At 72.0% G+C, this 23632-nt stretch carries 23 protein-coding genes, 1 tRNA gene and 2 pseudogenes; 9 read left to right on the top strand and 17 right to left on the bottom strand.

Features of this window, described 5'->3' with window-relative positions:
- Window positions 1-81: 81 nt before the first annotated feature.
- Both ugpC and GTY47_RS11895 read right to left on the bottom strand, forming a co-directional pair.
- Complete coding sequence (gene ugpC / locus GTY47_RS11900) at window positions 82-1170, bottom strand: sn-glycerol-3-phosphate ABC transporter ATP-binding protein UgpC (RefSeq protein WP_010036022.1); 1089 nt, start codon at window positions 1168-1170, stop codon at window positions 82-84.
- Between the two features lie 126 nt (window positions 1171-1296).
- Entirely contained in the window at window positions 1297-2322 is a 1026-nt protein-coding gene (locus GTY47_RS11895) for a YafY family protein (protein WP_173937276.1), read from the bottom strand.
- A gap of 132 nt (window positions 2323-2454) precedes the next feature.
- On the opposite strand from GTY47_RS11895, the gene GTY47_RS11890 reads away from it, so the two are divergent.
- A complete protein-coding gene (locus GTY47_RS11890; RefSeq protein ID WP_010036017.1) occupies window positions 2455-2871 on the top strand; it encodes a DUF3224 domain-containing protein in 417 nt (138 codons plus the stop codon).
- Between the two features lie 88 nt (window positions 2872-2959).
- A tRNA-Thr gene (locus GTY47_RS11885) sits at window positions 2960-3033 on the top strand.
- Between the two features lie 216 nt (window positions 3034-3249).
- On the opposite strand, the pseudogene GTY47_RS40775 reads toward GTY47_RS11885, so the two are convergent.
- From GTY47_RS40775 to GTY47_RS11865, 5 genes and pseudogenes are all read right to left on the bottom strand, one after another.
- A pseudogene (locus tag GTY47_RS40775) lies at window positions 3250-3465 on the bottom strand (hypothetical protein); the annotation flags it as partial.
- Window positions 3466-3470: 5 nt separating this feature from the next.
- Window positions 3471-4280, bottom strand: a pseudogene (locus GTY47_RS11880) (DUF4037 domain-containing protein); the annotation flags it as partial.
- Window positions 4281-4283: 3 nt separating this feature from the next.
- Complete coding sequence (locus GTY47_RS11875) at window positions 4284-5171, bottom strand: hydroxyurea phosphotransferase (RefSeq protein ID WP_010036013.1); 888 nt, start codon at window positions 5169-5171, stop codon at window positions 4284-4286.
- A 91-nt stretch (window positions 5172-5262) separates the two neighbouring features.
- Entirely contained in the window at window positions 5263-6243 is a 981-nt protein-coding gene (locus tag GTY47_RS11870) for a zinc-binding dehydrogenase (protein ID WP_010036012.1), read from the bottom strand.
- Between the two features lie 43 nt (window positions 6244-6286).
- On the bottom strand, window positions 6287-7447 hold the full coding sequence (locus tag GTY47_RS11865; RefSeq protein ID WP_010036010.1) for an FAD-dependent oxidoreductase: 1161 nt from the start codon (window positions 7445-7447) through the stop codon (window positions 6287-6289).
- Between the two features lie 140 nt (window positions 7448-7587).
- Here GTY47_RS11865 and GTY47_RS11860 point away from each other — a divergent pair, with 140 nt between their 5' ends.
- Window positions 7588-8280, top strand: a complete 693-nt coding sequence (locus GTY47_RS11860) for a pentapeptide repeat-containing protein (protein WP_231911157.1) — start codon at window positions 7588-7590, stop codon at window positions 8278-8280.
- A 95-nt stretch (window positions 8281-8375) separates the two neighbouring features.
- On the opposite strand, the gene GTY47_RS11855 is transcribed toward GTY47_RS11860, so the two are convergent.
- Window positions 8376-8876, bottom strand: coding sequence for a hypothetical protein (locus GTY47_RS11855; protein ID WP_010036006.1), 501 nt, complete (start codon window positions 8874-8876; stop codon window positions 8376-8378).
- A 7-nt stretch (window positions 8877-8883) separates the two neighbouring features.
- Here GTY47_RS11855 and GTY47_RS11850 point away from each other — a divergent pair, with 7 nt between their 5' ends.
- The gene (locus GTY47_RS11850; protein ID WP_063738894.1) at window positions 8884-10305 is read left to right on the top strand and encodes a M1 family metallopeptidase; all 1422 of its coding nucleotides are present in this window, start codon (window positions 8884-8886) and stop codon (window positions 10303-10305) included.
- Between the two features lie 7 nt (window positions 10306-10312).
- Here the strand turns inward: GTY47_RS11850 and GTY47_RS41605 are convergent, their stop codons facing one another.
- Window positions 10313-10837, bottom strand: a complete 525-nt coding sequence (locus tag GTY47_RS41605) for a GNAT family N-acetyltransferase (protein ID WP_010036001.1) — start codon at window positions 10835-10837, stop codon at window positions 10313-10315.
- Between the two features lie 92 nt (window positions 10838-10929).
- Window positions 10930-11505: a TerD family protein gene (locus tag GTY47_RS11840; RefSeq protein ID WP_010035999.1), complete on the bottom strand. Its 576-nt coding sequence runs from the start codon at window positions 11503-11505 to the stop codon at window positions 10930-10932.
- Between the two features lie 146 nt (window positions 11506-11651).
- Here GTY47_RS11840 and arfB point away from each other — a divergent pair, with 146 nt between their 5' ends.
- Window positions 11652-12089: an alternative ribosome rescue aminoacyl-tRNA hydrolase ArfB gene (gene arfB, locus GTY47_RS11835; RefSeq protein WP_029180907.1), complete on the top strand. Its 438-nt coding sequence runs from the start codon at window positions 11652-11654 to the stop codon at window positions 12087-12089.
- Here the strand turns inward: arfB and GTY47_RS11830 are convergent.
- Together GTY47_RS11830 and GTY47_RS11825 are read right to left on the bottom strand one after the other, a co-directional pair.
- A complete protein-coding gene (locus GTY47_RS11830; protein WP_010035991.1) occupies window positions 12086-12580 on the bottom strand; it encodes a GNAT family N-acetyltransferase in 495 nt (164 codons plus the stop codon). The two genes, arfB and GTY47_RS11830, sit on opposite strands and share 4 nt — an antisense overlap.
- Window positions 12581-12625: 45 nt before the next feature.
- On the bottom strand, window positions 12626-13210 hold the full coding sequence (locus GTY47_RS11825; RefSeq protein ID WP_029180906.1) for a flavin reductase family protein: 585 nt from the start codon (window positions 13208-13210) through the stop codon (window positions 12626-12628).
- 372 nt (window positions 13211-13582) lie between these two features.
- Here GTY47_RS11825 and cdgB point away from each other — a divergent pair, with 372 nt between their 5' ends.
- Together cdgB and GTY47_RS11815 are read left to right on the top strand one after the other, a co-directional pair.
- Window positions 13583-15244, top strand: a complete 1662-nt coding sequence (cdgB, locus tag GTY47_RS11820; RefSeq protein WP_010035985.1) for a diguanylate cyclase CdgB — start codon at window positions 13583-13585, stop codon at window positions 15242-15244.
- 119 nt (window positions 15245-15363) lie between these two features.
- Window positions 15364-16314, top strand: a complete 951-nt coding sequence (locus tag GTY47_RS11815; RefSeq protein WP_010035983.1) for a hypothetical protein — start codon at window positions 15364-15366, stop codon at window positions 16312-16314.
- 151 nt (window positions 16315-16465) lie between these two features.
- Here the strand turns inward: GTY47_RS11815 and GTY47_RS11810 are convergent, their stop codons facing one another.
- The 3 genes from GTY47_RS11810 to GTY47_RS11800 form a co-directional block, all read right to left on the bottom strand.
- Window positions 16466-17395: a 1-phosphofructokinase family hexose kinase gene (locus GTY47_RS11810; RefSeq protein ID WP_010035980.1), complete on the bottom strand. Its 930-nt coding sequence runs from the start codon at window positions 17393-17395 to the stop codon at window positions 16466-16468.
- Window positions 17396-17518: 123 nt separating this feature from the next.
- Window positions 17519-18730 (bottom strand): N-acetylglucosamine-6-phosphate deacetylase, encoded by a 1212-nt coding sequence (gene nagA / locus GTY47_RS11805; protein WP_029180905.1) that lies wholly within the window; start codon window positions 18728-18730, stop codon window positions 17519-17521.
- Entirely contained in the window at window positions 18730-19671 is a 942-nt protein-coding gene (locus tag GTY47_RS11800) for an ROK family protein (RefSeq protein WP_029180904.1), read from the bottom strand. The genes nagA and GTY47_RS11800 overlap by 1 nt, the downstream gene beginning before the upstream one ends.
- A 133-nt stretch (window positions 19672-19804) precedes the next feature.
- Between GTY47_RS11800 and GTY47_RS11795 the strand changes: the two genes are divergently transcribed.
- Both GTY47_RS11795 and GTY47_RS11790 read left to right on the top strand, forming a co-directional pair.
- On the top strand, window positions 19805-21058 hold the full coding sequence (locus GTY47_RS11795) for an extracellular solute-binding protein (RefSeq protein WP_010035967.1): 1254 nt from the start codon (window positions 19805-19807) through the stop codon (window positions 21056-21058).
- Between the two features lie 35 nt (window positions 21059-21093).
- Window positions 21094-21345 carry a DUF3263 domain-containing protein gene (locus GTY47_RS11790; protein ID WP_010035965.1) on the top strand — a complete coding sequence of 84 codons (252 nt, stop codon included), beginning with the start codon at window positions 21094-21096 and terminating at the stop codon, window positions 21343-21345.
- 19 nt (window positions 21346-21364) lie between these two features.
- On the opposite strand, the gene otsB is transcribed toward GTY47_RS11790, so the two are convergent.
- Entirely contained in the window at window positions 21365-22213 is an 849-nt protein-coding gene (gene otsB, locus GTY47_RS11785; RefSeq protein ID WP_010035964.1) for a trehalose-phosphatase, read from the bottom strand.
- 6 nt (window positions 22214-22219) lie between these two features.
- Window positions 22220-23608: a trehalose-6-phosphate synthase gene (locus GTY47_RS11780; protein WP_010035961.1), complete on the bottom strand. Its 1389-nt coding sequence runs from the start codon at window positions 23606-23608 to the stop codon at window positions 22220-22222.
- Window positions 23609-23632: the final 24 nt, after the last annotated feature.

Here is a 23632-nt window from a genome sequence, read left to right as displayed (position 1 = left end):
ACGACAAGGGCCCCGCAGCACGCTGCGGGGCCCTCTTCGTCAACTCGGGTGATTCACCCGGGTTGTGCGTTTGCGGGTGGGTCAGTCGGACAGGCGCTCGCCCGTAGAGGTCGAGAACACGTGGGTCTCGCCGGAGCGGGGCACGATGTGCAGCTGGCTGCCCTTCTCCGGGACGTCACGGCCGCTGACGCGGACCACGAGGTCCTTGGACTCGTCGCCGACCTTCGCGGTGCCGTAGACGTAGGCGTCGGCGCCGAGCTCCTCGACGACGTTCACGGTGACCGCGAGGCCCTGCTCGACGTCCGGACCGGCCACGTCGAAGTGCTCCGGGCGGACACCGACCGTGACGGTCTTGTCGGTGGTGGCGGCGATCGCGTCGCGCTGCACCGGCACGACCGACTTGCCGAACTTCACACCGCCGTCCGTCACCGGGACCTCGACGAGGTTCATCGCCGGGGAGCCGATGAAGCCGGCCACGAAGAGGTTCGCGGGCTTGTCGTACATGTTGCGCGGGGTGTCGATCTGCTGGAGCAGACCGTCCTTGAGGACCGCCACGCGGTCGCCCATCGTCATGGCCTCGACCTGGTCGTGCGTGACGTAGACGGTGGTGATGCCCAGGCGGCGCTGGAGCGAGGCGATCTGCGTACGGGTGGACACACGGAGCTTGGCGTCCAGGTTGGACAGCGGCTCGTCCATGAGGAACACCTGCGGCTCACGCACGATGGCGCGGCCCATGGCGACGCGCTGGCGCTGACCACCGGAGAGCGCCTTCGGCTTGCGGTCCAGGTACTCGGTGAGGTCGAGGATCTTCGCGGCCTCCTCGACCTTCTGCCGGATCTCCGCCTTGTTGACGCCGGCGATCTTGAGCGCGAAGCCCATGTTGTCGGCGACGGTCATGTGCGGGTAGAGCGCGTAGTTCTGGAACACCATGGCGATGTCCCGGTCCTTCGGCGGAAGGTGGGTGACGTCGCGGTCGCCGATGCGGATGGAGCCGGCGTTGACGTCCTCGAGCCCCGCGAGCATGCGGAGCGAGGTGGACTTGCCGCAGCCGGACGGGCCGACGAGGACGAGGAACTCGCCGTCCTCGATGTCGATGTCGAGCGCGTCAACAGCGGGCTTGGTGGAACCCGGGTAGATCCGGGTCGCCTTGTCGAACGAGACAGTGGCCATGGTGAGTGAACCCCTTCTACCGGCAGGAACGTGCCGGACGATCCGAGTAGGAAGGCGGTGCCACGACGGTGATTCCGTTGTGGTGTAGTCCACGCGTGTGAACTGGCTCAGGACGGTACCCGGCGTTCACCTGTCTGTCAGTACCTCCGGGCCTGTGAACTTCGTGGAAATTTTCGAAGGGCTGCACGGCGGCCCGTACCGGTCCGCCAGCGCCGCCACCGCCCGTGCCACGGCCTGCCGCAGCTCGGGCGGCCCGAGGACCTCCGCCTCCGGACCCAGCCGGAGCAGGTCCCCGACCGCCACGGCCTCCGACTCCACGGACAGTTCCACCTCCACCCAGCCGTCCGCGTCCGTCGCGCCCGCGCTCTGAAGGGCCTGTGCGCCCGCCGCCCCGAACTGCATCGGCAGCAACCGCTGCCCCCGGGGCGAGAGACGCAACCGGGCGACACCCTGCCGCAGGGCGGCCTCCAGCCGCCGGGACGACTCCTCCCAGTAGGCGGCCAGGTCGAAGCCGGCCGGACGGTCGAAGAGCTCCCCGGTCTCCTCCACGCTCAGCAGTCGGGACACCCGGTACGTCCGCACGGCCTCCTCCGCCAGGGCGACCAGGTACCAGATGCCGCCCTTGAGGACGAGTCCCAGCGGCCGCACCTCCCGGCGCACCTCCCCCCGCCACCGCCGGTAGTGCACCCGCAGCACCCGCCGCTCCCACACGGCTGCCGCCACCGGCTCCAGACACGGCACCGGATCGGCTTCCCGGAACCACGCCGGCGCGTCCAGATGGAACCGCTCCTGCACCCGCCGCGCCTGCCCGGCCAGCTCCGCCGGCAGCGCGGCCTGGACCTTCAGCTGGGCACTGGCCAGCACCGCTCCCAGTCCCAGATCGCGCGCCGGTCCGGGCATCCCGGCGAGGAACAACGACCCGGCCTCGGCGTCGGTCAGACCGGTCAGCCGCGTCCGGTAGCCGTCCATCAGCCGGTAGCCGCCCTCCGGCCCGCGATCCGCGCACACCGGCACACCCGCCGCGCCCAGCGCCTCGACGTCCCGGTAGACCGTGCGCACCGACACCTCCAGCTCGGCGGCGAGCTCGGGCGCGGTCATCCGCCCGCGGTTCTGGAGCAGCAGGAGCAGGGAGAGGAGCCGGTCGGCGCGCATGGGGGCCATTGTCCGGCGTACCTGCCCGTACCTGACAGGAGATGTCAGGTACGGGGAGGAGAGTGGTCCTCCTCGACGGCCGGCCCGGCCGTCGGCTGATCTCCTGATTTCCTGATCGAGAGGATTTGACCCATGCCCGGCACAGCGACCACCACTGGACACTTCACTTTCGCCGACTGGCAGGAGCGCGTGATCGGCCCGGGCGAGGAGGCGAACCCGCGGCTCGCCCACGCCTCCGTCCGGAACACCTTCAGCGGCGGCATCGAGGCGGCCGCGACGATCTGCGAGTACAGCATCGTCTACGTCACCCAGAAGACCGGCTCCTTCACCGGCATGGAACTGATCACCGGCCGGCTCGACGGGCGGGAGGGGAGCTTCGCCGTGGAGGAGCGGGGGTGGTTCGGCGAGGACGGGACGGTGCACTGCACGTTCGAGGTGGTGCCGGGCTCCGGGAGCGGGGAGCTGGCCGGACTGCGGGGGAAGGGCGGGTTCACCGCGCCCCACGGCGAGACGACCGTGACGTACCGCTTCGAGTACGCCGTGGAGTGAGACCGGGCGGGGCGGAACGTCGTGGCTCGGGGTAACGGGCTCTGTGTACAGTGGTGCCGCCCTCGCGCGCGGCGTTGTAGCACGCGGTGCCTCCTTAGCTCAGTTGGCCAGAGCAACGCACTTGTAATGCGTAGGTCGTCGGTTCGAATCCGACAGGGGGCTCAACAAAGGGGCAGGTCAGGGCAGGTTTCATCCCTGGCCTGCCCTTCACCGTGAGGCTCCCGCGTGAGCGGATGTGCCAGAGACCGGCCTCCGGGTGGGCACAGCCGCCGCGGATCCCCCCGTCCCGATGGGCGTCCACCCATCCGTCACGATCTCCACTCCCTCCCCGGGCGCAGTCCGTGGTGGGCGACGGCCTACCGTGCAAGGGGCGTTTCGTCATGCTCCGAGCACATCCATGAGATGGTCGTCAAGGTCGGCTACCCAGTCCTCCCGCCGCCAGGGCCTCAGTTCCCTGCGGGCCCGGCGCAGGCGCAGCGCCGGTACTCGGCCCCCCGTGGTGGACGCGGCGGCCACACAACCGTGCAGCAGGTCCGCGGCGGCGCGAGGTTCGCCCAGCCGGATTCTGGCGAGCGCCTGATCGGTGGTCACGATCGGTGCCAGTCGGTGGCCGCCAAGGCCGCGGTCAAGGTGGGGGTGAGCGCCGCGCCCTGGGGGTTGGCGGTGAAGGCGGTGCCGAGCCACTTGCTGTAGGGCGGGTAGCGGCGGTTCATGAGGAGGCTCAGGCGCATCAGGTCGCGGATCAGACGCGCGGCCACGATCGCGGAGCCGAGTTCGTCGCCCACCTCGCCGCAGCGGCCTACGAAGGCCTCCTCCTGGGAGACGCGTTTCCACTGGCAGGCCAGGACGTACAGCCAGATCTCGTGCGGGTACCAGCCGACGGCGGTGCGGGCCGGGGTGAGCCGGTCGAGGCCGTCGTGGAAGACGGCGCCCGCGGTGACCTCGGCCAGGCGTTGGGTGGGGGTGGCCAGCCAGTCCGCCGTGGTGACGCCCTGGGCCGGGTCGAAGCCGAGCCGGGCCGTGAACCAGGTGGCGGGATCCGTGATGTCGACGCGGTGGTGGACCGGGCCGGCGGTGCTGGTCATGACACGGATGTCGGTGCCCGGGTCGTCGTCGGTGCGGGCGAAGTGGGTGGGGTGGCCGAGGAAGGTCTTCGGAAGGCGGTGGGAGAGGAGGGCGCTGAGGCGGGGGCCGTGGGTCTCGGCGTCCTCCGGGCGAAGGAAGAGCTGGAGGCGCGGGCCCCACTCGTGGTCGGCCGAGCGTGCGGTGTCGTAGCCGAGGACCTCGGAGCCGCTGCCGAGGCGCGCGGCCGAGTGGGGCAGGCCGGGGAGGGCCTCGTCCAGGAGGGGGCGTACGGCATCGCTGTAGAAGCGGCGGGAGAGTTCCAGGCCGGGGAGGAAGGCGGGCATGGGTCAGCCGCTGTGGGCGCGCAGGCGGCGGGCGATTTCGAGTTGGGCGTCGTCCAGGGGGCGGCCGTCCTCGATGTCCCACAGGGCGTTCTGGAGGAGGCGGCCGAGGGTCCAGGCGCGGGCGCGGGGGCGGTCCAGGGCGAGGACGTCGGTCATGGCGTCGAAGCGCCAGAGGATGTCGTCGGGGTCGTAGCGGTTGTCGATGGCCGGCCACAGTTCGAAGCCGGGGTCGCCGGCCAGGGGCTTGGGGTCGATGGCGAGCCAGGGGGCGCGGTCGGAGGCGAGGACGTTCTCGTCGTGGAGGTCCCAGTGGAGGAGCCGGTCGCCGGGTTCGTCGACGACCTCGCGTACGGCGGCGGCGCAGTCGGCGACGAGGCGGCGGGCCTCGGGGTCGGGGATGCGGTCGAGTGCCCACGGGGTCTGGTCGACCATGGCCCGGGCGATGTCGCCGAGGCGGCGCATGCCGGGCGGGGCGGGGAAGGAGGTGAGGTGGGCGAGGAGTTCGGCGATGGTGACGACGGCCTGGTGGGTGTCCGGGACGTGGGACAGCATCCGGGTCTCGTCGAGACGCTCCAGCAGCATCGTGCCGGTGGGCTCGTCGTGGTCGAGGAGACGGACCGCTCCGTCGCCGTCCCAGACGCGCAGCGCGACCGGTTCGCCCTCGCTCTCCTCGTCGAGGATCTGGAGCTTGAGGACCGCGGTGCTGCCGTCGGCGCGGCGGACCGGGAGGACCAGGGCGGACACGCCGTGCATGGGCTGCCCGTCGGGCTCCAGTCCCCAGCGGTCGAGGAAGCAGGCCGTCAGGTCCGGCAGTTCCTCGATGAAGGCGCGGCCCGCCTCGCCGTTGTACTTCTCCTGTGACGCTGCCAGTGCCCTGGGAATGTCGATCACTCTGGGCACGGTAGTGGGGTGCGCCGGGCGGGTCATGTGAATTAAGCCCGGCTGGAATGCCCAGAGCCGGCCGGTCCGGCCGGGCGTCGCGTCACGGCTCCAGGACCACCTTCCCGATCGTCCCCCGGGTCTCCAGCGCCCGGTGCGCGGCCGCGGCCTCGCGCAGCGGGAAGCGTTGTACGGCCGGGGTGAGCCGGCCGGCGGCGGCCTGGGTGAGGGCGCGCAGTTCGAGGGTGCGTACGGGGTCGGGGCCGCCGGCCTTCCGGAGCATCACGGGCCCGAGGACCTGTTCTGAGACGCCGTCGACGAGGTAGGGGCCGCCGTCCTGGATGCCTTCCGCGGACCAGCCGAAGACGATGTGCCTGCCGCCGGGGCCGAGCAGGGCGACGGCCTCGCGGGCCACGTCGCCGCCTACGCCGTCGAAGACCACGGTCGCGGCCCGGCCGCCGAGGTGGGCACGGACCTTCGCGGGCCAGGCCGGGTCCTTGTAGTCGACGGCGAGATCGGCGCCGGCCGCCTGCACGCGGGCGACCTTCTCCGGCCCGCCCGCGAGGCCGACGACGGTGGCGCCGGCGTTCTCGGCGTACTGCACGAGGAGCGTGCCGATGCCGCCGGCCGCGGCCGGGACGATGACCACCGAGTCGGGGCCGAGCTCGGCGAACTGGAGGATCCCCATCGTCGTACGGCCCGTGCCGATCATGGCGACGGCCTCGGCGAAATCCAGGTTCTGCGGGATCTCGTGCAGTCGTTCGACCTCGGTGACGGCCAGTTCGGCGTAGCCTCCGGGGACGAAGCCGAGGTGGGCGACGACCCGCTTGCCGAGCCACAGGTCCGCGACGCCCTCGCCCAGGGACTCGACGACGCCGGCGACCTCGCGGCCCGGGATGGTGGGCAGCGGCGTCGGCTCGGGCGCCGGTCCCTTTCCGCCCTCGCGCAGGGCGGTGTCCAGGAGGTGGACGCCCGCCGCCCGTACGGCGACACGGACCTGGCCGGGGCCCGGCCGCGGGTCCTCGACCTGCTCGTAGGTGAGGTTCTCGGCCGGGCCGAAGGCGTGCAGGCGTATGGCGTGCATCGGGGCTCCTCGTGTCGTAGCGGTCTGAGGCCAGCCTTCAACCTCAAGCTTGCTTGAGGTCAAGCTCCCGCCGGCCGAGGGCCAGGGACACCGCCGTCAGGGCGCTGTTGAAGGAGACCTCCGACAGCACGCCCGGGGCCGCGACCTGGTCGCCGGCGAGGTAGACACCGTCGCCCCGGTCCACGGAGGGCCGGTCGCGCCAGCTGGTGCCGGGCAGGTCCACCGCGCCCGTACGGCCGTTCGCGACGGCCTCGCGCCGCCAGGTGACGCGCTCGCGCCAGCCCGGGAAGCCCAGGTCGAGCAACTGCTCGGCGCGGGCGGTGCCGTCGGCCTTGGACTCGTGCGGGGCGATGGGGAGGTGCCCCTGGATCAGCTGCTCGTCGGCCGGGGCGAGGCTGCGGTCCTGGGCGGTGAACCGTTCGAGCCAGCCGGGCGCGTCGAGGTCGGAGACCACGAAGGCGTCCCCGCGCCGGGTGCGCACGGCGAGGTCGACGAGGACGGCACGGCCGCTCGGCCAGGTCAGCGAGTCGTCGCCGAGCAGCCGCCGGGCGGCGTCGAGGGAGGTGGCGACGACGACCGGCGTGTCGGTGGGGAGCGTGTCGACGCGGGACAGGGTCTCGATCCGCACGCCCAGGTTCCAGGCGCGGGCGGCCATCCGGTCGATCAGGGTGGCCCAGCCCCCGCGCGGGTAGTGCGCCTCGGGCGGCAACTTGGTGGCGCGGCGCAGGCGCTCCTGCACGAACGCGGCCGACAGGGAACCGGGGTCGTGGTGGAAGAGGGCGACGGCCGAGTAGTGGGCGGCGGCCCGGGCCCCCTCCTCGCCGGCGATGCCGGTCGCCCAGGTCAGGAAGTCGGCGTCCACGGGCGCCTGTTCGGCGGTCCGGCGCAGCAGCTTCAGCATCGGGAAGGGCGGGGTGCGGCGCAGCGCGCCGTGGTGCCGCAGCCGCAGCCGGGCGGCCTCGAGGGGCGGGAGCGGGGCGAGCGGCCCTATGAGGTCGCGCTGCTTGAGCCAGGCCCAGTGCGGGCCGCCGTTGTAGAGGGCGTGCGGGCCCTCGTTCGTGCGGTAGGGGCCCTCGGCGGTGCGGGCCCGGCCGCCGAGGGTGTGGTGGGCTTCGTGGATGGTGACCTTGGCGCCCGCCTCGGCGGCGGTGATGGCGGCGGTCAGGCCGGCGAAGCCGCCGCCGACGACGGTGATGCGGTGCATGGCTGGAGGTCTCCCTGGGCTCGACGACACTCTTCGGCACTCTTCTGGGAGTACGACCGCCCGACGGCCCCGGAATGTGACATGGCCCGTTGCCTCCCAGGTCAGGGGCTGGTGTCAGTGGCGTGATGCAGCATGGGCGCATGGTGAGGAGTACGGCGGGCGGCAGGGGCGCGGGCGGTACGCGGGTGAAGGCGGCGCGGCGACCGGAGATCCGGCTGCCGGCGCTGGAGCCGTTCACGGGCGGCGGGCTGGAGCCGGACGGGGACCACGACGGCCTGGAGTTCCAGGGGGCGGATTTCGCGGGGCAGGACGGGTCGGGGTCCCGCTTCCTGGACTGCGCCCTGAGGGAGTGCGCGCTGGACGAGGTCCGGCTGCGGCACGCCTCCGTCCTGGACTCGGTCCTCACGGGTGTCCGGGGCGTCGGCACCGACCTCGCCGAGGCGACGCTGCGCGACGTCGAGCTGATCGACGCCCGCCTCGGGGGGACGCAGATGCACGCGGCGGTGCTGGAGCGGGTGCTGATCCGCGGCGGCAAGATCGACTATCTGAACCTGCGCATGGCCCGGCTCAGAGACGTCGTCTTCGAGGGCTGCGTCCTCGTCGAGCCGGACTTCGGCGGTGCCCGCCTGGAGCGCGTGGAGTTCGTGGACTGCGCGCTGAAGGGCGCCGACCTCCAGGCGGCGACCCTCAAGGACGTCGATCTGCGCGGGGCCGTGTCACTGGAGATCAGCCGGGGGCTGGACCGGCTGTCCGGGGCGGTGATCAGTACGGGCCAGCTGCTGGACCTGGCGCCGGTGCTGGCCGTGCAGTGGGGGATCAGGGTGGAGGACTGACGGCCCGGGGCGAGCGGCACCCGACTCAGCGGCGGCCCGCACGGGGCCCCGGGAGCAAGGGTGACGGAAGGCGGATCTTCACGGAAGGCGGGTGCTCACGGAAGACGGGGGAAACGCGCCTGGAGCGTCCAGATCGCCGGGTTCTCGGCGAGATCCTCGTGCAGGTCCGTGAGGTCGGCCAGGAGGTCGTGCAGGAAGTCGCGGGCCTCGCGGCGCAGTTCGGCGTGGGAGAAGGTCAGGGGAGCCTCCTCCGCCGGCATCCAGTCGGCCTCGATGTCCACCCACCCGAAGCGGCGCTCGAAGAGCATCCGGTCGGTCGACTCGGTGAAGTCCAGCTCCGCCCGCTGCGGCCGGGACGCCCGGGAGCCCGCCGGGTCCCGGTCGATCCGCTCCACGATGTCGCACAGCGCCCACGCGAAGTCCAGCACCGGCACCCATCCCCAGGCTGTGGACAACTCCCGGTCCTGTTCGGTGTCCGCCAGGTAGACGTCACCACAGAACAGGTCGTGCCGCAGGGCGTGGACGTCCGCACGGCGGTAGTCGGTCTGCGGTGGGTCGGGGAAGCGGTTGGAGAGGGCGTAGCCGATGTCGAGCACGGGTGTGATGGTGTCACGCGCCCATAAGATCGCGATCGTGGCCCGAACTGTACGTCTTGTCCCTGCCCTGCTCGTCTGCACCCTCGCCGTCACCGCGTGCGGCGGCGGAGTGCACGGCACCCCGGGCGGCTCCGGCGTACGCGACCCGTACTTCCCGAAGGCCGGCAACGGCGGCTACGACGTCACCCACTACGGCCTGCGCCTCGCCTACGACCCGGACGCACACCACCTCACCGGCACGGCCACCCTCACCGCCCGGGCCAACGAGACCCTCTCCGCCTTCAACCTCGACCTGCTCGGTCTGAAGGCCGGGAAGGTCACCGTCGGCGGCCAGACCGCCCGCTGGAACCGTGCCGGGCAGGAGCTCACCGTCCGGCCGCGCGAGGATCTCGGTCAGGGCGAGACGTTCCGCGTGACCGTCGAGTACTCCGGGGCGCCCGAGACCGTCACCGACCCGGACGGCTCCCAGGAGGGCTGGCTGCGCACGACGGACGGGGCGCTCGCGCTGGGCGAGCCCACCGGGTCGATGGCCTGGTTCCCCGGCAACCACCACCCGTCCGACAAGGCGGCGTACGACCTCACGGTGACCGTGCCGCACGGGCTGCGGGCCGTGTCCAACGGGGAGTTGCGCGGCGAGAGGACCGCGCGGGGCCGGACGACGTTCATCTGGCACACCGCCGAGCCGATGGCGAGCTACCTCGCGACACTCGCCATCGGCGACTTCGACATCAGCCGCTCCACCGCCCGGGACGGTCTGCCCTCGTACACGGCCGTCGACCCCGCGGAGAAGGAGGAGAGCCGCGCGGTCCTCGCGCGCATCCCCGAGGTCCTGCGCTGGGCGGAGCGGCGGTTCGGCCCGTACCCCTTCTCCTCCACCGGCGCGATCGTCGACCGGGTGGCCGACGCCGGCTACGCCCTGGAGACCCAGACGCGCCCCGTCTTTCCCGGCGCCCCCGGCATCACGCTCCTCGTCCACGAGTTCGCCCACCAGTGGTACGGCGACTCCGTGACGCCGGAGAGCTGGCGGGACATGTGGCTGAACGAGGGGTTCGCGACGTACGCGGAGTGGATGTGGCAGGAGGACCACGGCGGGAAGAGCGCGCAGGAGACCTTCGACGCGCTGTACGACCACGGGGAGAGGACCTACGAGGACCTCTGGTCCTTCCCGCCCGCGGAACCCCCGGACGCCGCGCACCTCTCCCGAGCGCCCGTCTACCAGCGCGGCGCCATGGTCCTCCACAAGGTCCGCCAGACGGTCGGTGACGAGGCGTTCGGCGACATCCTCCGGGGCTGGGCGGCGGCCCACCGCCATGGGAACGCCGACACAGGCGACTTCACGGCGTACGTCGAGAAGCAGGCGCCCGGGAAGGACTTCCACGCGATCTGGGAGGACTGGCTGTACGGGGAGGGCAAGCCGGAGCGGCCCTGAGGGCGCGCTAAGGCGCGCTGAGTTCCTTGCGGAGCACCGCACACGGGCGCTTCATCTGCAGGTCCTCGCGATGGTCGATGACCTCGTAGCCGAGGGCGGTCCAGAAGGCCAGCGCCTGCGGGTTGTCGTCGAGGACGGCGAGGCGGGCGGCAGTGCGGTCCGCCGCGCGGAAGCGGTCCTCCACGAGGGTGGCCAGGCGGCGGCCGTGGCCCTGGCCGTGCCGGCTCGCGTCCACCATCAACAGGCCGATCCAGGGGTCCGGGTCGGCGGGGTCCGGGTGGTGGGCGAGGGTGATCGCGATCCCGGTCAGGCCGCCGAAGCTGCGGGCGAGCAGCACCTCGGTGCCGGGCTGGGTCCACTCCTCCGACAGGGCGTGTGCCACCTGCTCCGGGCGGATGTGGTGCGGGTCGGGGAAGTCGCCGGTGAGGGTGTGGAACGCGTGGTTGGAGGCGTAGAGGGCCGTGAGCTCCGCGAGGAGGGGTTCGGGGAGGGAGTCGCCGGGGGGTGGCGGGAGAAGGGGGTCGAGGATCACGTCGGGAACGTATCGCGGGCGGGCCGGGGACGGGGAAGCCCCCGGGCCGATGGACCGGCGCCGGGGACTTCCGCCACGGGTGAGGGCGTCCGTCAGACGTTCACGCCGAAGTCCTGGGCGATGCCGACCAGACCCGAGGCGTAGCCCTGGCCGACCGCGCGGAACTTCCACTCCGCGCCGTTGCGGTACAGCTCGCCGAAGACCATGGCCGTCTCCGTGGCGGCGTCCTCCGACAGGTCGTAGCGGGCGATCTCGGCGCCGCCGGCCTGGTTGACGATGCGGATGTAGGCGTTGCGCACCTGGCCGAAGTTCTGCGAGCGGTTCTCGGCGTCGTAGATGGACACCGGGAAGACGATCTTGTCGATGTCGGCCGGGAGGGCGGCGAGGTTGACGTTGATCGCCTCGTCGTCGCCGGCGCCCTCACCCGTGCGGTTGTCACCGGTGTGGACGATGGAGTTGTCCGGCGTCTGCTTGTTGTTGAAGAAGACGAAGTGGGCGTCCGAGTAGACCTTGCCCTGCGTGTTGACCGCGATCGCGGACGCGTCGAGGTCGAAGTCCGTGCCGGTGGTGGTGCGGACGTCCCAGCCGAGGCCCACGGTGACGGCGGTCAGGCCCGGAGCCTCCTTGGTGAGCGAGACGTTGCCACCCTTGGACAGGCTTACAGCCATTGTTGGGAGTCCCTTCCCTCGTTTACGTACGGCAAAGAAGCTACAGCTACCCCCATGAACGTGGAGAGGGGTCCGCGAGGTTCCAGGTCCTTTACTTTCTTTACCCGCGATTATTCGGGTGACGTGGACCGGACAGGAGCGGGAACATGGACGGCATGTCTGGTCCCCACGTCATCCGCGGCTCCGTCTCCCTGCCCGAGGCCGAGCTCATGTGGCGTTTCTCGCGGTCGTCGGGGCCGGGCGGGCAGCACGTCAACACCAGTGACTCGAAGGTCGAGCTCAGCTTCGACCTGGCGAGGACCGAGGCGCTGCCCGAGGTGTGGAAGAAGCGGGCGCTGGAACGGCTGGCCGGGCGCCTGGTCGACGGGGTCGTCACCGTACGTTCCTCCGAGCACCGCTCCCAGTGGCGCAACCGCGAGGCCGCCGCCGTACGCCTCGCCGCGCTCCTGGCCGAGGCCACCGCGCCGCCGCCCAAGCCCCGCAAGCCGACCCGGATCCCCCGGGGCATCAACGAGCGGCGCCTGCGCGAGAAGAAGCAGCGCTCGGAGACCAAGCGGGGCCGCTCGGCGCAGGGCTGGAGCTAGGACCTGTCTGACGATTCCCGTCTGCCTTTCAGCTCCAGCACTCCGACCGTCTGGCCGCCGCTGGTCTCCCCGTTCCGGCGGAAACCGAGCCCCAGGTAGAAGTCCTCCGGGCCCTCGGGGCCGGGGTGCCAGGTGACGTAGAGCTGCTCGGTGCCGCGCCGGCGCAGCTCGGCGGCGACGGAGTCCACGGCGAAACGGCCGTATCCCCGGCCCTGCTCCCCGGCCGCGATGTTCAGCCGCCACAGGCCCGAGCGGCGGACGCTGCCGTCCTCGTACCAGTCGATGTCGAGGAAGGCCATGAGGAAGCCGACCGGGCGGTCGCCGTCGACGATCAGGCGGGGCCAGGCGACGCCCGGATGGACGTAGGCCTCGGCGAGTGACTTCACGACCGGGGAGACCGCGTGCTCCTGGTCGGGACGGACGGCGATGCCGAGGGCGGCGTCGAGGTTCGCGGGGGTGATCTCTTCGAGACGCGGGCCTGTCGTGGTCATGCGCGCACCCTAGGAGGGCCGATCACCGCCGGGCCACCGGTTTCCTCAGCCCAACTGCCGGTAGCGGCCCCGGAAATACGTCAGCGGGCCCCCCTCCGCGCTCGGGACGCGGGCCGTCAGGACGCGGCCGATGACGAGGGTGTGGTCGCCGGCCCGGACCCGCTGCTCCGTGCGGCACTCCAGGACGGCCAGGGCGCCGCCGACCAGGGGCGCCCCGGTGTACTCGCCGCGCGTGTACGGGATGTCCGCGAAGAGCAGGCGGTCGCTGACGCGGCCCTTCATGGCGAAGCGGCCCGCGATGTGGCGCTGGCTCTCGGAGAGGACCGAGACCGCCCACAGGGGCTGCTCGTCGAGCAGCTCGTCCATGCGGGAGCCCTCGCGCAGGCTCACCAGCACCAGGGGCGGGTCCAGGGACACCGACATGAAGGCCGTGGCCGTCATGCCCACGTCCTCGCTGCCCGGCGCCGAGGGGTCGTCCGGGTCGAGCGGCGGCTCCTGCGCGGTCACCAGGACCACGCCCGAGGCCAGCCGGGACATGGCGGCGCGGAACTCGTCGTTGCTCACCCCCTCAGCATGCCCGGAGGCGGGCGACGGAATGATCGGGGACGTGGCAGCGGGAGTGTTCGGCACGCCCGAAACGCTAGTCACCGCCCCGGACGCCCCGCATCGGGCTCCCGCCCGATCACGGTCCTAGGACTCCCGACGGGCTCCCGACGGGCCACTGACAGGGCCCCTGACGGGCCACTGCCGGGCCCCTGACGAACGCTGGGGGATATTTGTGCGCAACCTGGCAAAGTTTGCGTTCGGTAGCCGCACGTGAAGAACGCAGAAACTCCACTCAATTGTTCAGGTTTGCCTGTGACTTGAGTCACAAGGGGCGGGAATTGTTGACCCTGTGTACCGAGTGGGCAGCGCGCTGTGATTCAGTGGCTGGGAAGCTGCCAGGACGATACGCCGATGAGAACCCTTGATTCGCTGCGAGGTCTCGGGGGGAGGGCGAGCATGGAGACCGAGTCGGAACCCTACGTCCGCCTTGCGTCCCTGCGGCAACTGCACCAGGTCATGGCCGACATGAACACGGCCCGCAGCCTGGCGGACACACTGCAGACCGTCGCGGAGGGCGTGGTCGCCGCCCTCGGGTACGAGCTGGCGTGCGTGAACCTCGTACGGCCCGACGGCGACCTCGTCGTCGCCGCGTTCGCCGGGAACCCGGCCGCCGAGGCCCTCATCACCGGCCGCGTCGGCTCGCGCGAGTCCTGGGAACGCCGCCTCGGCATGGGCGAGCACTGGGGCGACCTCGTGTTCATACCGCACACCGAAGGCTGGGTCCTCGACGACGACGACGTCCCGCAGTGGTACACCGACGGCCCCGCCCCCCGCTTCGAGGACGAGTGGCACCCGGCCGACCGGCTCTTCGCGCCGATGTACGCACCCGGCCCGCAGGGCAGCGCGGCCTGCGGCGAGCTGATCGGCGTGCTGTCCGTGGACCGGCCGCGCAACGGCCGCCGCCCCGGTGCCTGGGGCCGCGAGGCGCTCCAGATGTACGCCTTCCAGGCCGCCATCGCGATCAGCAACGCCCGGCTGCGCGCCAACATGCAGCGGGCGCTCGTCCGGCTGGAGCGCGAGCAGCAGGCGCTGCGGGCGAGCGAGGAAAGCTTCAGGCAGGCCTTCGAGTACGCCCCGTCCGGGATGGCCATCGCCGAGATGGGCGGCGACCAGCACGGCCGGATCCTGCGCACGAACGACGCCCTGTGCCGGCTGCTCGGCCGCCCCGCGTCCGCGATGCGCCGCTACTCGTTCTCCGACCTGGTCCACCCCGAGGACATAGGCACGCTCCTGCGCACCTCCGCCGAGGGCGGCCGGGCCGAGCTCCGCCTCGGGCGCCGGGACGGCACCTACGTCTGGGTCAGCCTGCGCAACAGCGTCGTCGCGGACGCCGCCGACGGCCCGCGCTTCCTGCTCACCCACGTCGAGGACATCGAGGAGCGCAAGCGCCGCGAGCTCCAGCTCGCCCATCGCGCCTCCCACGACTCGCTCACGGGCCTGCCGAACTCCGCCGAGCTGCGCTCCCGCCTGTCCGCCCGGCTGTGCCAGCGCGCGGCGCCCGCGCACCCCGGCATCGTGGAGTCGCACGACGCGGCCTACGGCCACCCCGCCTTCGACGCGATCGGTCACGCCTTCGACTTCGGAGCGGGCACCGAGCCGTTCGACGCCTACGACCACCATGTGCACACCGTCGCCCCGGACGGCGACCACGACGACGGCACCAAGGGCCTCGCCGTCCTCTTCTGCGACCTCGACGGCTTCAAGTCGATCAACGACCGGTTCGGGCACAACGCGGGTGACGCGGTCCTCATCGAGGTCGCCCGTCGGCTGAGCAACGGCGTCCGCGACGGCGACACCGTCGCCCGGCTCGGTGGTGACGAATTCGTCATCCTCGCCGACGGGCTGGGCCGCGCCGACGCACAGGACCTCGCCGTACGGCTGCGCAACGAGATCATCCAGCCGATCCGGGCCGAGGGGCGGGCCGTCCGGGTCGGCGCCAGCTTCGGCATCGGATGGGCACATTGTGGAATGACGGCGGACGAAGTGTTGAAATCCGCTGACGAGCGGATGTACGTCGAGAAACGATCTCGTCCCAAACAACACAGACGCGCCGGGTGAGCCCGAGGTCAGCGAGTTGATGCGGTCTGAGTCACCCGTTTGGGTCACTGGGAGCGGGTAGGCTCGCTCTCTCACGACCCGTACCGCATTGCACTGCACCTGACTGAGGAGACCAAGGGATGACGCCCGGCAACAACGGCGCGAGCACGCCCGAGGACGACGACCCGTTCGGCTATCTCTACGCCGACGGGCAGGCCAACGGGGCCCAGCCGCCGTCCGGGGGTTACGGCTACCCGAACTCGGTCAACCGGGTGCGGGCGGTCGGCACACGCCAGTACGGCCAGCAGCCGCAGAACACGCAGACGGCGCCCTATGGGCAGGTCCCCCAGCAGCAGGGCGGCTACAACCAGCCGAACGCGCACTACGCGGCACCGGAGACGCTGCCCGGCGGTGCGCCCACCGCGCAGCAGCAGGTGCCGGGCGGCGGTGGTGGCCGGGGTGGCCGCGGGCCGAACACCAAGGGCCTGCTGATCGGCGCGATCGCGGTGGTCGCCGCGGTCGTTATAGGCATCGGCGTGGCCATGCTGGGCGGCGACAAGGACCAGAACGACTCCGGCGACCAGGCGGGCACGACCCCGACGCAGTCCCAGGAGCCGAAGCCGAGCCCTTCGAGCAGCAAGAGCGGGGCGGCCCAGGAGGAACTCCCGAAGATCGACGCCAAGGCGCTTCGTCTCGGCGGTGGCGCGGCCCTCGCCCAGGACGTCAAGGGCGCCCAGTCCGACGGCGGCATCTACGTCGGGAACCTCAACCAGGTCGGCTCCTCGGTCACCTGGACCGTCAACGGTGTCCCCAAGGACGGCGCCTACACCGTCTTCGCCCGCTACAGCACGGTGGACGAGGATCAGGAGATGACCCTCACCGTCAACGGCAAGCCGTTCGGCAACAAGCTCAACCTGGGCAACTTCACCCACACCTCGGACGGCGACTTCACCAAGGGCTGGACGAAGACCTACGCCTGGCCGACCCTCAACAAGGGCACCAACACCATCACGCTGTCCTGCGAGGAAGGCGACAAGTGCAACGTCCTCCTGGACCAGCTGTGGCTGAAGGCGGGCCAGGTCAAGGACTAGTCCAGGAGCATCTGCGTCATCTTCAGCGCTGTCGGATTCGTCCGGCTTCGACACACATGGCAGCGACCCAGCCGGTCTTGCCGGCCCACTTGACCTTGAGCCAGTCGTTGTCTGAAGGGTCACCGCACAGGTGAGTTTCGGCGTACCCGACTCAGGCCGCGCTGACCTCCCCCGAAACCGTCACCCTCCCCAGCAGGTCCTCGTACACCCCCCGGTCGAACTCCCCGGCCACCGGCGCCTGCACCGTCGCCGCCGACAAGGCCGTCGCCCGGGCCAGGCGGTCCGGCCAGGGGAGGTGGTCCAGCAGGCCCGACAGCAGGCCCGCGACCACCGAGTCGCCCGCGCCCGTCGGGTTGCCCGGTACGGAGGTCGGTGGGGTGGCTCGCCAGCGGCCCTCTCGGGTGGCGGCGAGGAGGCCCTCGGGGCCGAGGGATGCCACGACCGCGGCCGCGCCCCGGCGGCGGGCGTCCTGGGTGGCGCGCAGGGGCTCGTGGGAGCCGGTCAGTTCCGCCAGTTCGTCGGCGTTCGGCTTGATGATGTCCGGGCGGGCCGCGACGCCCCGGCGCAGGGGTTCGCCGCTGGTGTCGAGGAGGACCGGGACCCCGAAGGACCGGGCCGTCCGGACCAGGCCCGCGTAAGCCCCCACCGGCACGCCCGGCGGCAGGCTGCCGCACAGGGCCACCGCTGAGGCGGACGGGAGCAGGTCCTCGTAGGCCTCCTGGAAGGCCGACCACTCGGCGGGCGTGATCGTGGGGCCCGGTTCGTTGAGCTGAGTCGTGTCGCCGGTCTGGGAGTCGGCCACGGCTATCGTGCGGCGGGTCGCGCCCCTGACCGGCACCAGGGCGTCCGCCACCCCCGGGACCGCCGCGAGCTTCTCCTGCACGACCCGCCCCGTCGCCCCGCCCGTGAAACCGGTCACCGTCACCTCGTGCCCGAGCGCCGCGAGCACCCGGGCCACGTTGACGCCCTTGCCGCCGGGGCGTTCCGTCACCTCGGAGACGCGGTGGGAGGCGTGCGGCCGGAGAGACGGTACGCGGTACGTGATGTCGAGAGCGGTGTTCAGCGTGACCGTGAGGATCACCTGGGCCGACCTCCCTCGAGAATGCGCTTGCTGCCATGGACGTTCCGGAAGCTCGATCATGCCAAAGAGACGGCGGTCGGCCCAGTCCTGGAGTCGGCCACCGTCTCTCGACTGCGGGACGGATCAGCGCAGTTGGGGACCGACCACCCATTCGCCCCGGCGCATCACGCCCGTCAGCTCGAAATCGGCGTCCAGCAGGACCAGGTCCGCGTCCTTGCCGGGCTCCAGGGAGCCGATCCGGTCGTCCATGCCGAGGAGGCGGGCCGGGGTGGCCGAGAGGGCCGTCACCGCGTCCTCGACGGACAGGCCGTCGACCGTGACCGCCCGCTTGAACGCGCGGTCCAGCGTGAGGGTCGAGCCGGCGATCGTGCCGTCCGCCAGCAGGCGGGCCACGCCGTCCGCGACCTCCACCTCCAGCGGGCCCAGCCAGTAGCGTCCGTCACCGAAACCGGCCGCGTCCATCGCGTCCGTGATGAACGCCACCCGGTCCGCGCCCGCGCGGTGGAACGCCAGCTGGAGCGCGGCGGGGTGCAGATGCGTGCCGTCGTTGATCAGCTCGACCGTGATCCGGTCGTCCTCCAGGAGCGCGGCGATCGGGCCGGGGGAGCGGTGGCCGAGCGGCGGCATGGCGTTGAAGAGGTGGGTGGCGACCGTCGCGCCCGCGTCGATGGCCTCGACCGTCTGCTCGTACGTCGCGTCGGTGTGGCCGATCGCCGCGATCACGCCGTGTTCGGCCAGGAGGCGTACCGAGTCGGTGCCGCCGGGCAGTTCCGTGGCCAGCGTGACCATCCTCGCCCTGCCCCGGGCCGCGTCGATCAGCTTGCGGACCTCCGCCGGGTGGGGGTCGCGCAGCAGGTCCTCGGAGTGCGCGCCCTTGCGGCAGGGGGAGATGAACGGTCCCTCGAAGTGGATGCCGGCGATCTCGCCCTGCTCGGCCAGCTCGCTCAGCAGGCCCGCGCGCTGGGTGAGGAAGTCCATGTCGCCGGTGACGGTCGAGGCGACCAGGGTGGTCGTGCCGTGCAGGCGGTGGGTGTGGATGCCCTTGAGGATGTCCTCGACCGAGCCGGAGGTGAAGGAGGCTCCGCCGCCGCCGTGGTTGTGGATGTCCACGAAGCCGGGGATCACGTAGTGGTCTGTTACGTCGATGACCTGGGCGTGTTCGGGGGCTGTGGGGGCGATCCGGGTGCCGTCGACGGTCACCTGGCCGTGTTCGACGGTTCCTGTGGGGAGGACGACGGTTGCGCCGGTGAGGACCGTGGGGTGTTCGGCCGTTGCGGGGTGCGGGTGGTTTGTGGCTGGTCGCGCAGTTCCCCGCGCCCCTGGGGGCGTTGCCATCAGGTGGTTACCTCCGAACGGTCGGTCGATGCCAGAAGATCCCAGGCCAGCAGCCCCGCCCCCAGGCAACCGGCACCGTCGCCCAGCGCCGCCGGGACGAGTGACGGCTGTCTCTGGAAGGTGATCCGGTGCCGGATGGCCTCCCGCAGCGGCGTGAACAGGGTCTCTCCCGCCTCCGCCAGACCGCCGCCGATGATCAGGACGCGGGGGTCCAGCAGGGTCAGGGCCGTCACCAGGCCGTCGGCCAGGGCGTCGACCGCCTCCTGCCAGACCGCCCGGGCTCCGGGGTCGCCGGAGTCCACCGCCTTCGCGCAGTCCGCCGCGTCCGCGCCCGGGGTGCCGGAGGCCGTCGCCCAGGCCTCGCTCACGGCCGCTGCCGAGGCGAAACGCTCCAGGCAGCCGCGCTGGCCGCACGGGCACGGGGCTCCGCCGGGGCGTACGACGATGTGGCCGATCTCGCCCGCGAAGCCGTGCGCGCCCGCCTCGACCCGGCCGTCCAGGCCGATGGCGCCCGCGATGCCGGTGCCCAGCGCCACGAACAGGAACCGGTCGGCGCCCCGGCCCGCGCCGACCCGGCCCTCGGCGAGGCCGCCGGTGCGCACGTCGTGGCCGAGGGCGACCGGGACGCCCAGCCGCTCCGCCAGCAGGTCGCGCAGCGGGACGTCGCGCCAGCCGAGGTTCGCCGCGTAGGCGGCGACGCCCCGCGCCTCGTCGACGATGCCGGGGACGGCCACGCCGGCGGCCGACGCGGGCGTGCCGAAGTGCTCGGTGCCGTACGCGCGCAGCTCGGCGGCGAAGTCGAGGATGCCCGCGACGACGGCCTCCGGCCCCTGCTCGCGTCCGGTGGCCCGGCGGGCCCGGTGCAGCACCTCGCCCCGCGGACCGGCCAGAGCGGCCTTCATCCCGGTGCCGCCCACGTCGAGGGCGATGACATGTCTCACGGAGAACAGTGTGTCCCGGGGACCCGCAAGAGGTCTAGTCCACTCACGTGGTGTAGACCTTGTTCCGAATATCGAAAACTTTCGTTGGCGGCGACGCCAGGGTTGGGGAAGAACAGCGGTGCAGCGGCGGCGGATGGCAGGAACGATCGCGGTGGTGTCCGCACTGGGCATGACGGCGGTCCTCGGCGGCTGCGGCGTCACGGGCGGCTCCGCCGACGTGACCCTGAAGCTGGTCGCCGCCGACTACGGCGACAGTGCGGCCAACAGCTCCCGGAAGTACTGGGACAAGCTGGTCGAGGAGTACGAGGCCGACCACCCCGGCGTGAAGATCGACGTCAGCGTCTACTCCTGGAACGACGTCGACCGCAAGGTCAGGGAGATGGTCGCCGCCGGTGACCCGCCGGACATGGCGCAGATCGGCGCGTACGCCGACTACGCGGCGCAGAACCAGCTCTACAAGGCGGACGACCTGCTCTCCATACCCGTGCAGGCCGACTTCGTCGGGCAGCTGGCCTCCGCGGGACAGGTCAAGGGCGTGCAGTACGGCATGCCGTTCGCCTCCTCCACGCGCGTGCTCTTCTACAACAAGAGCCTCTTCGCCAAGGCCGGCATCACCCCGCCCAAGTCCTGGGACGACCTGGCCGACGACGCCGCGGCACTCAAGGACGAGGGCGTGAAGTACCCCTACGCGCTGCCCCTCGGCCCGGAGGAGGCCCAGGCCGAGACCATGCAGTGGATGCTCAGCGGCGGGGGCGGCTACACCGACACCGTCGGCAGCTACGGCATCGACTCCCCGGAGAACATCGACACCTTCTCCTGGCTGAAAAACGAACTGGTCGGCAAGGACCTGACCGGGCCGGTCGCGCCCGGCGAGCTCAATCGGGCCGCCGCGTTCGCCGCGTTCGCCAAGGGCGAGGTCGGCATGCTCAACGGCCACCCCTCCCTGATGAAGATGGCCGCCAAGCAGGGCGTCGAGTACGGCATGGTGCCGACGCCCGGCAAGGAGGGGGCGAGCAAGTCCACGCTCGGCGTCGCCGACTGGATGACGGCCTTCCGGAAGAACGGCCACCGCGACGAGGTCGGCGACTTCCTCGACTTCGTCTACAGCGAGAAGAACGTGCTGGCCTTCTCCCGCGAGTACGACCTGCTGCCGGTCACCAGCTCCGCGTCCGGGACCATGGCCGCCTCCCGCCGGGACCGGCACCTCAAGCCGTTCCTGGAGGAACTGCTGACCTCCGAGCTCTACCCGGTCGGCAAGACCTCCTGGGCCGACGTCAGCTCCCAGGTCAAGAAGCAGATCGGCAAGGCCGTCGCCCCCACCGGCAGCCCCTCGGGCGTCCTGGGCCACCTCCAGGCGGTGGCGACCCGGGCGGAGAGCGCGGAGTAGTCCCGCTGTCGGTGGCGGGCGTTACGGTGCCTGGCATGGACGAGGACACGGGTGACGAGCGGCTCGGGCGCAGGGAGCGGGACATCCTCGCGCTCGAACGCCGAGGCTTCTCCGGGCCCGGTGCGAAGGAGCGGGCCGTACGGGAGGAGCTGGGCCTCGCCCCCGTGCGCTACTACCAGCTCCTCAACGCCCTGCTGGACGACCCCCGCGCCCTGGCCCACGACCCGGTGACGGTGAACCGGCTGCGGCGGATACGGGAGACGCGCCGGGCGGAGCGTCAGGACTGAGTCAGGACCGCGTCAGGCCTCAGCCGATCCGGTCCGCCAGGTCGCGCAGCAGGCGTACGACGCCCTCCGGGCCGTCCACCACCACGTCCGCCCGCTCCCTCAGCTCGGTCACCTCGTCGCTGCCGCTGCACACCAGCAGGCCCGGGGTGCCGTCCGAGCGGAGCTTGTCGACGGCCGAGTAGGCGGGCAGGTCGCCCAGGTCGTCACCGGCGAAGAGGACCGACCCGGCGCCGATCTCCCGGGCGAACCCGGCCAGGGCGGCGCCCTTGTCCATGCCGGGCGGGCGGAGTTCGAGGACCATGCGGCCGGGCTCGACGATCAGGCCGTGGCGGCCGGCCAGGCCCGCGAGCGGTTCGCGCAGGGAGTCCAGCGTGGCCTGCGGGTCGGCGGCCCGGCGGGTGTGCACGGCCACGGACCGGCCCTTCTCCTCGATCCAGGTCCCCTGCGACGCGCCGAGCCGTTCGAGCAGCTCGGGCAGCTCGGCGCGGACCGCGGCGACGCCGGGATGCGGCTCGGGGGCGCTGACCTCACCGGTCCGGGCGTCCCAGCGCTCGGCGCCGTAGTGGCCGAGGACCACGAGGTGCTCCAGGCCCGGGACGTCCGCGAAGCCGCCGTTGCGCACGGCGACCTCGGCCGGCCGCCCGGTGATCACCGCCACGGCGGCCACCTTCGGCGCGAGCGCGGCCAGCGCGGGTACGGCCCCCGGATGGGCCCGGGCCTTCTCGGGGTCGGCCACGATCGGCGCGAGCGTCCCGTCGAAGTCGAGGCCGATCAACGCCGTACCCGGGCGGGTGAGGAGAGCGTCCAGACCCTCCTGCCCGGCTTTCGTGGCGGGTGCCGGCGTCGGGGAGTCCTGGGAACCGGTCATCGGTGATCAGCCCTTCAACGCGTCGAGCTGGTCCAGGAACCACTGCCCCGGCGGCAGCGCGGTCGCCGCCGCCGCCAGCCGCTTGCTGCGCTCGGCCCGCTCCTCCGGGCGCATCGACAGCGCCTCGTGCAGGGCCACCGCGGTGCCCGTGATGTCGTAGGGGTTCACCGTGATCGCGTCCTCGCCCAGCTCCTCGAACGCCCCGGCCTCCCGGGACAGCACCAGCGCGCAGCCCGCGTCGGAGACGACCGGGACCTCCTTGGCGACGAGGTTCATGCCGTCCCGGATGGGATTGACGAGCGCCACGTCGGCCAGCCGGTACGCGGCCAGGGAGCGGGCGAAGTCGTCCTTGAGGTGCAGGACGACCGGGGTCCAGCCCGGTGTGCCGTACTGCTCGTTGATCTCGTCCGCGAGCCGCCGCACCTCTGCCATGTACTCCCGGTACACCGCGAGGTCCTGCCGCGACGGATACGCGAAGGCCACGTGCACCACGCGCTCGCGCCACTCGGCGTGCGAGTCGAGGAGCCGGCGGTAGGCCAGCAGGCCGCGCACGATGTTCTTCGACAGCTCGGTGCGGTCGACCCGGACGATGGTGCGGCGGTCCTCGCCGATCTCCTCCCGGAGAGCGGCCATCCGCTCCTCGACGTCCGCCTCGTGCGACCGCTTCCGCAGGAAGTCCGCGTCGGCGCCCAGCCCGTGCACGCCGATCCGGGTGCTCCCGAGCCCGCCGGCGAACTGCTCGGCGCACGCGGTGAACGCGTCCGCCCAGCGCTGCGTGAGGAAGCCCAGCCGGTCCGCGCCGAGCATGCCGCGCAGCACCTGCCCGGCCACGTCGTCCGGCAGCATCCGGAAGTACTCGGGCGGCGCCCACGGCGTGTGCGAGAAGTGGCCGATCCTGAGGTCCGGCCGCAGCTCGCGGAGCATGCCCGGCACCAGCGTCAGGTGGTAGTCCTGCACCACCACCGCCGCACCCTGCGCCGCCTCCTCGGCCAGCGCCTCGGCGAACGCCCGGTTGTACGTCTCGTACGACGTCCACTGGCGCCGGAACTCGTCGTCGAAGACCGGCTCCAGGGGCGTCTGGTAGAGCATGTGGTGCACGAACCACAGCACCGAGTTGGCGATGCCGTTGTACGCGTCCGCGTGCACGTCGGCCGGGATGTCCAGCATCCGCACGCCGTCCTCGCCGACGCCCCGCCGGACGGCCTCCCGGTCGCCGTCGGACAGCGCCGAGCACACCCACAGGGCGTCCGCGTCCGAGCCGATCGCGGACAGCCCCGAGACCAGCCCGCCGCCGCCCCGCTTGGCGTTCAGCGAACCGTCCTCGCCCACCGCGTACGAGACCGGACCGCGGTTGGACGCCACCAGGACCTGTGCAGCACCGTACGTCGAAGCCATACGCCTCAACCTAGCCCGGCCCGG

Source organism: Streptomyces sp. SID5464 (assembly GCF_009862985.1).
In the GTDB taxonomy this organism is placed as follows: Bacteria; Actinomycetota; Actinomycetes; order Streptomycetales; family Streptomycetaceae; genus Streptomyces; species Streptomyces chartreusis_D.
The sequence above is the reverse complement of the archived record's forward strand: the minus strand, read 5'-3'. Positions and strand labels throughout refer to the sequence as shown.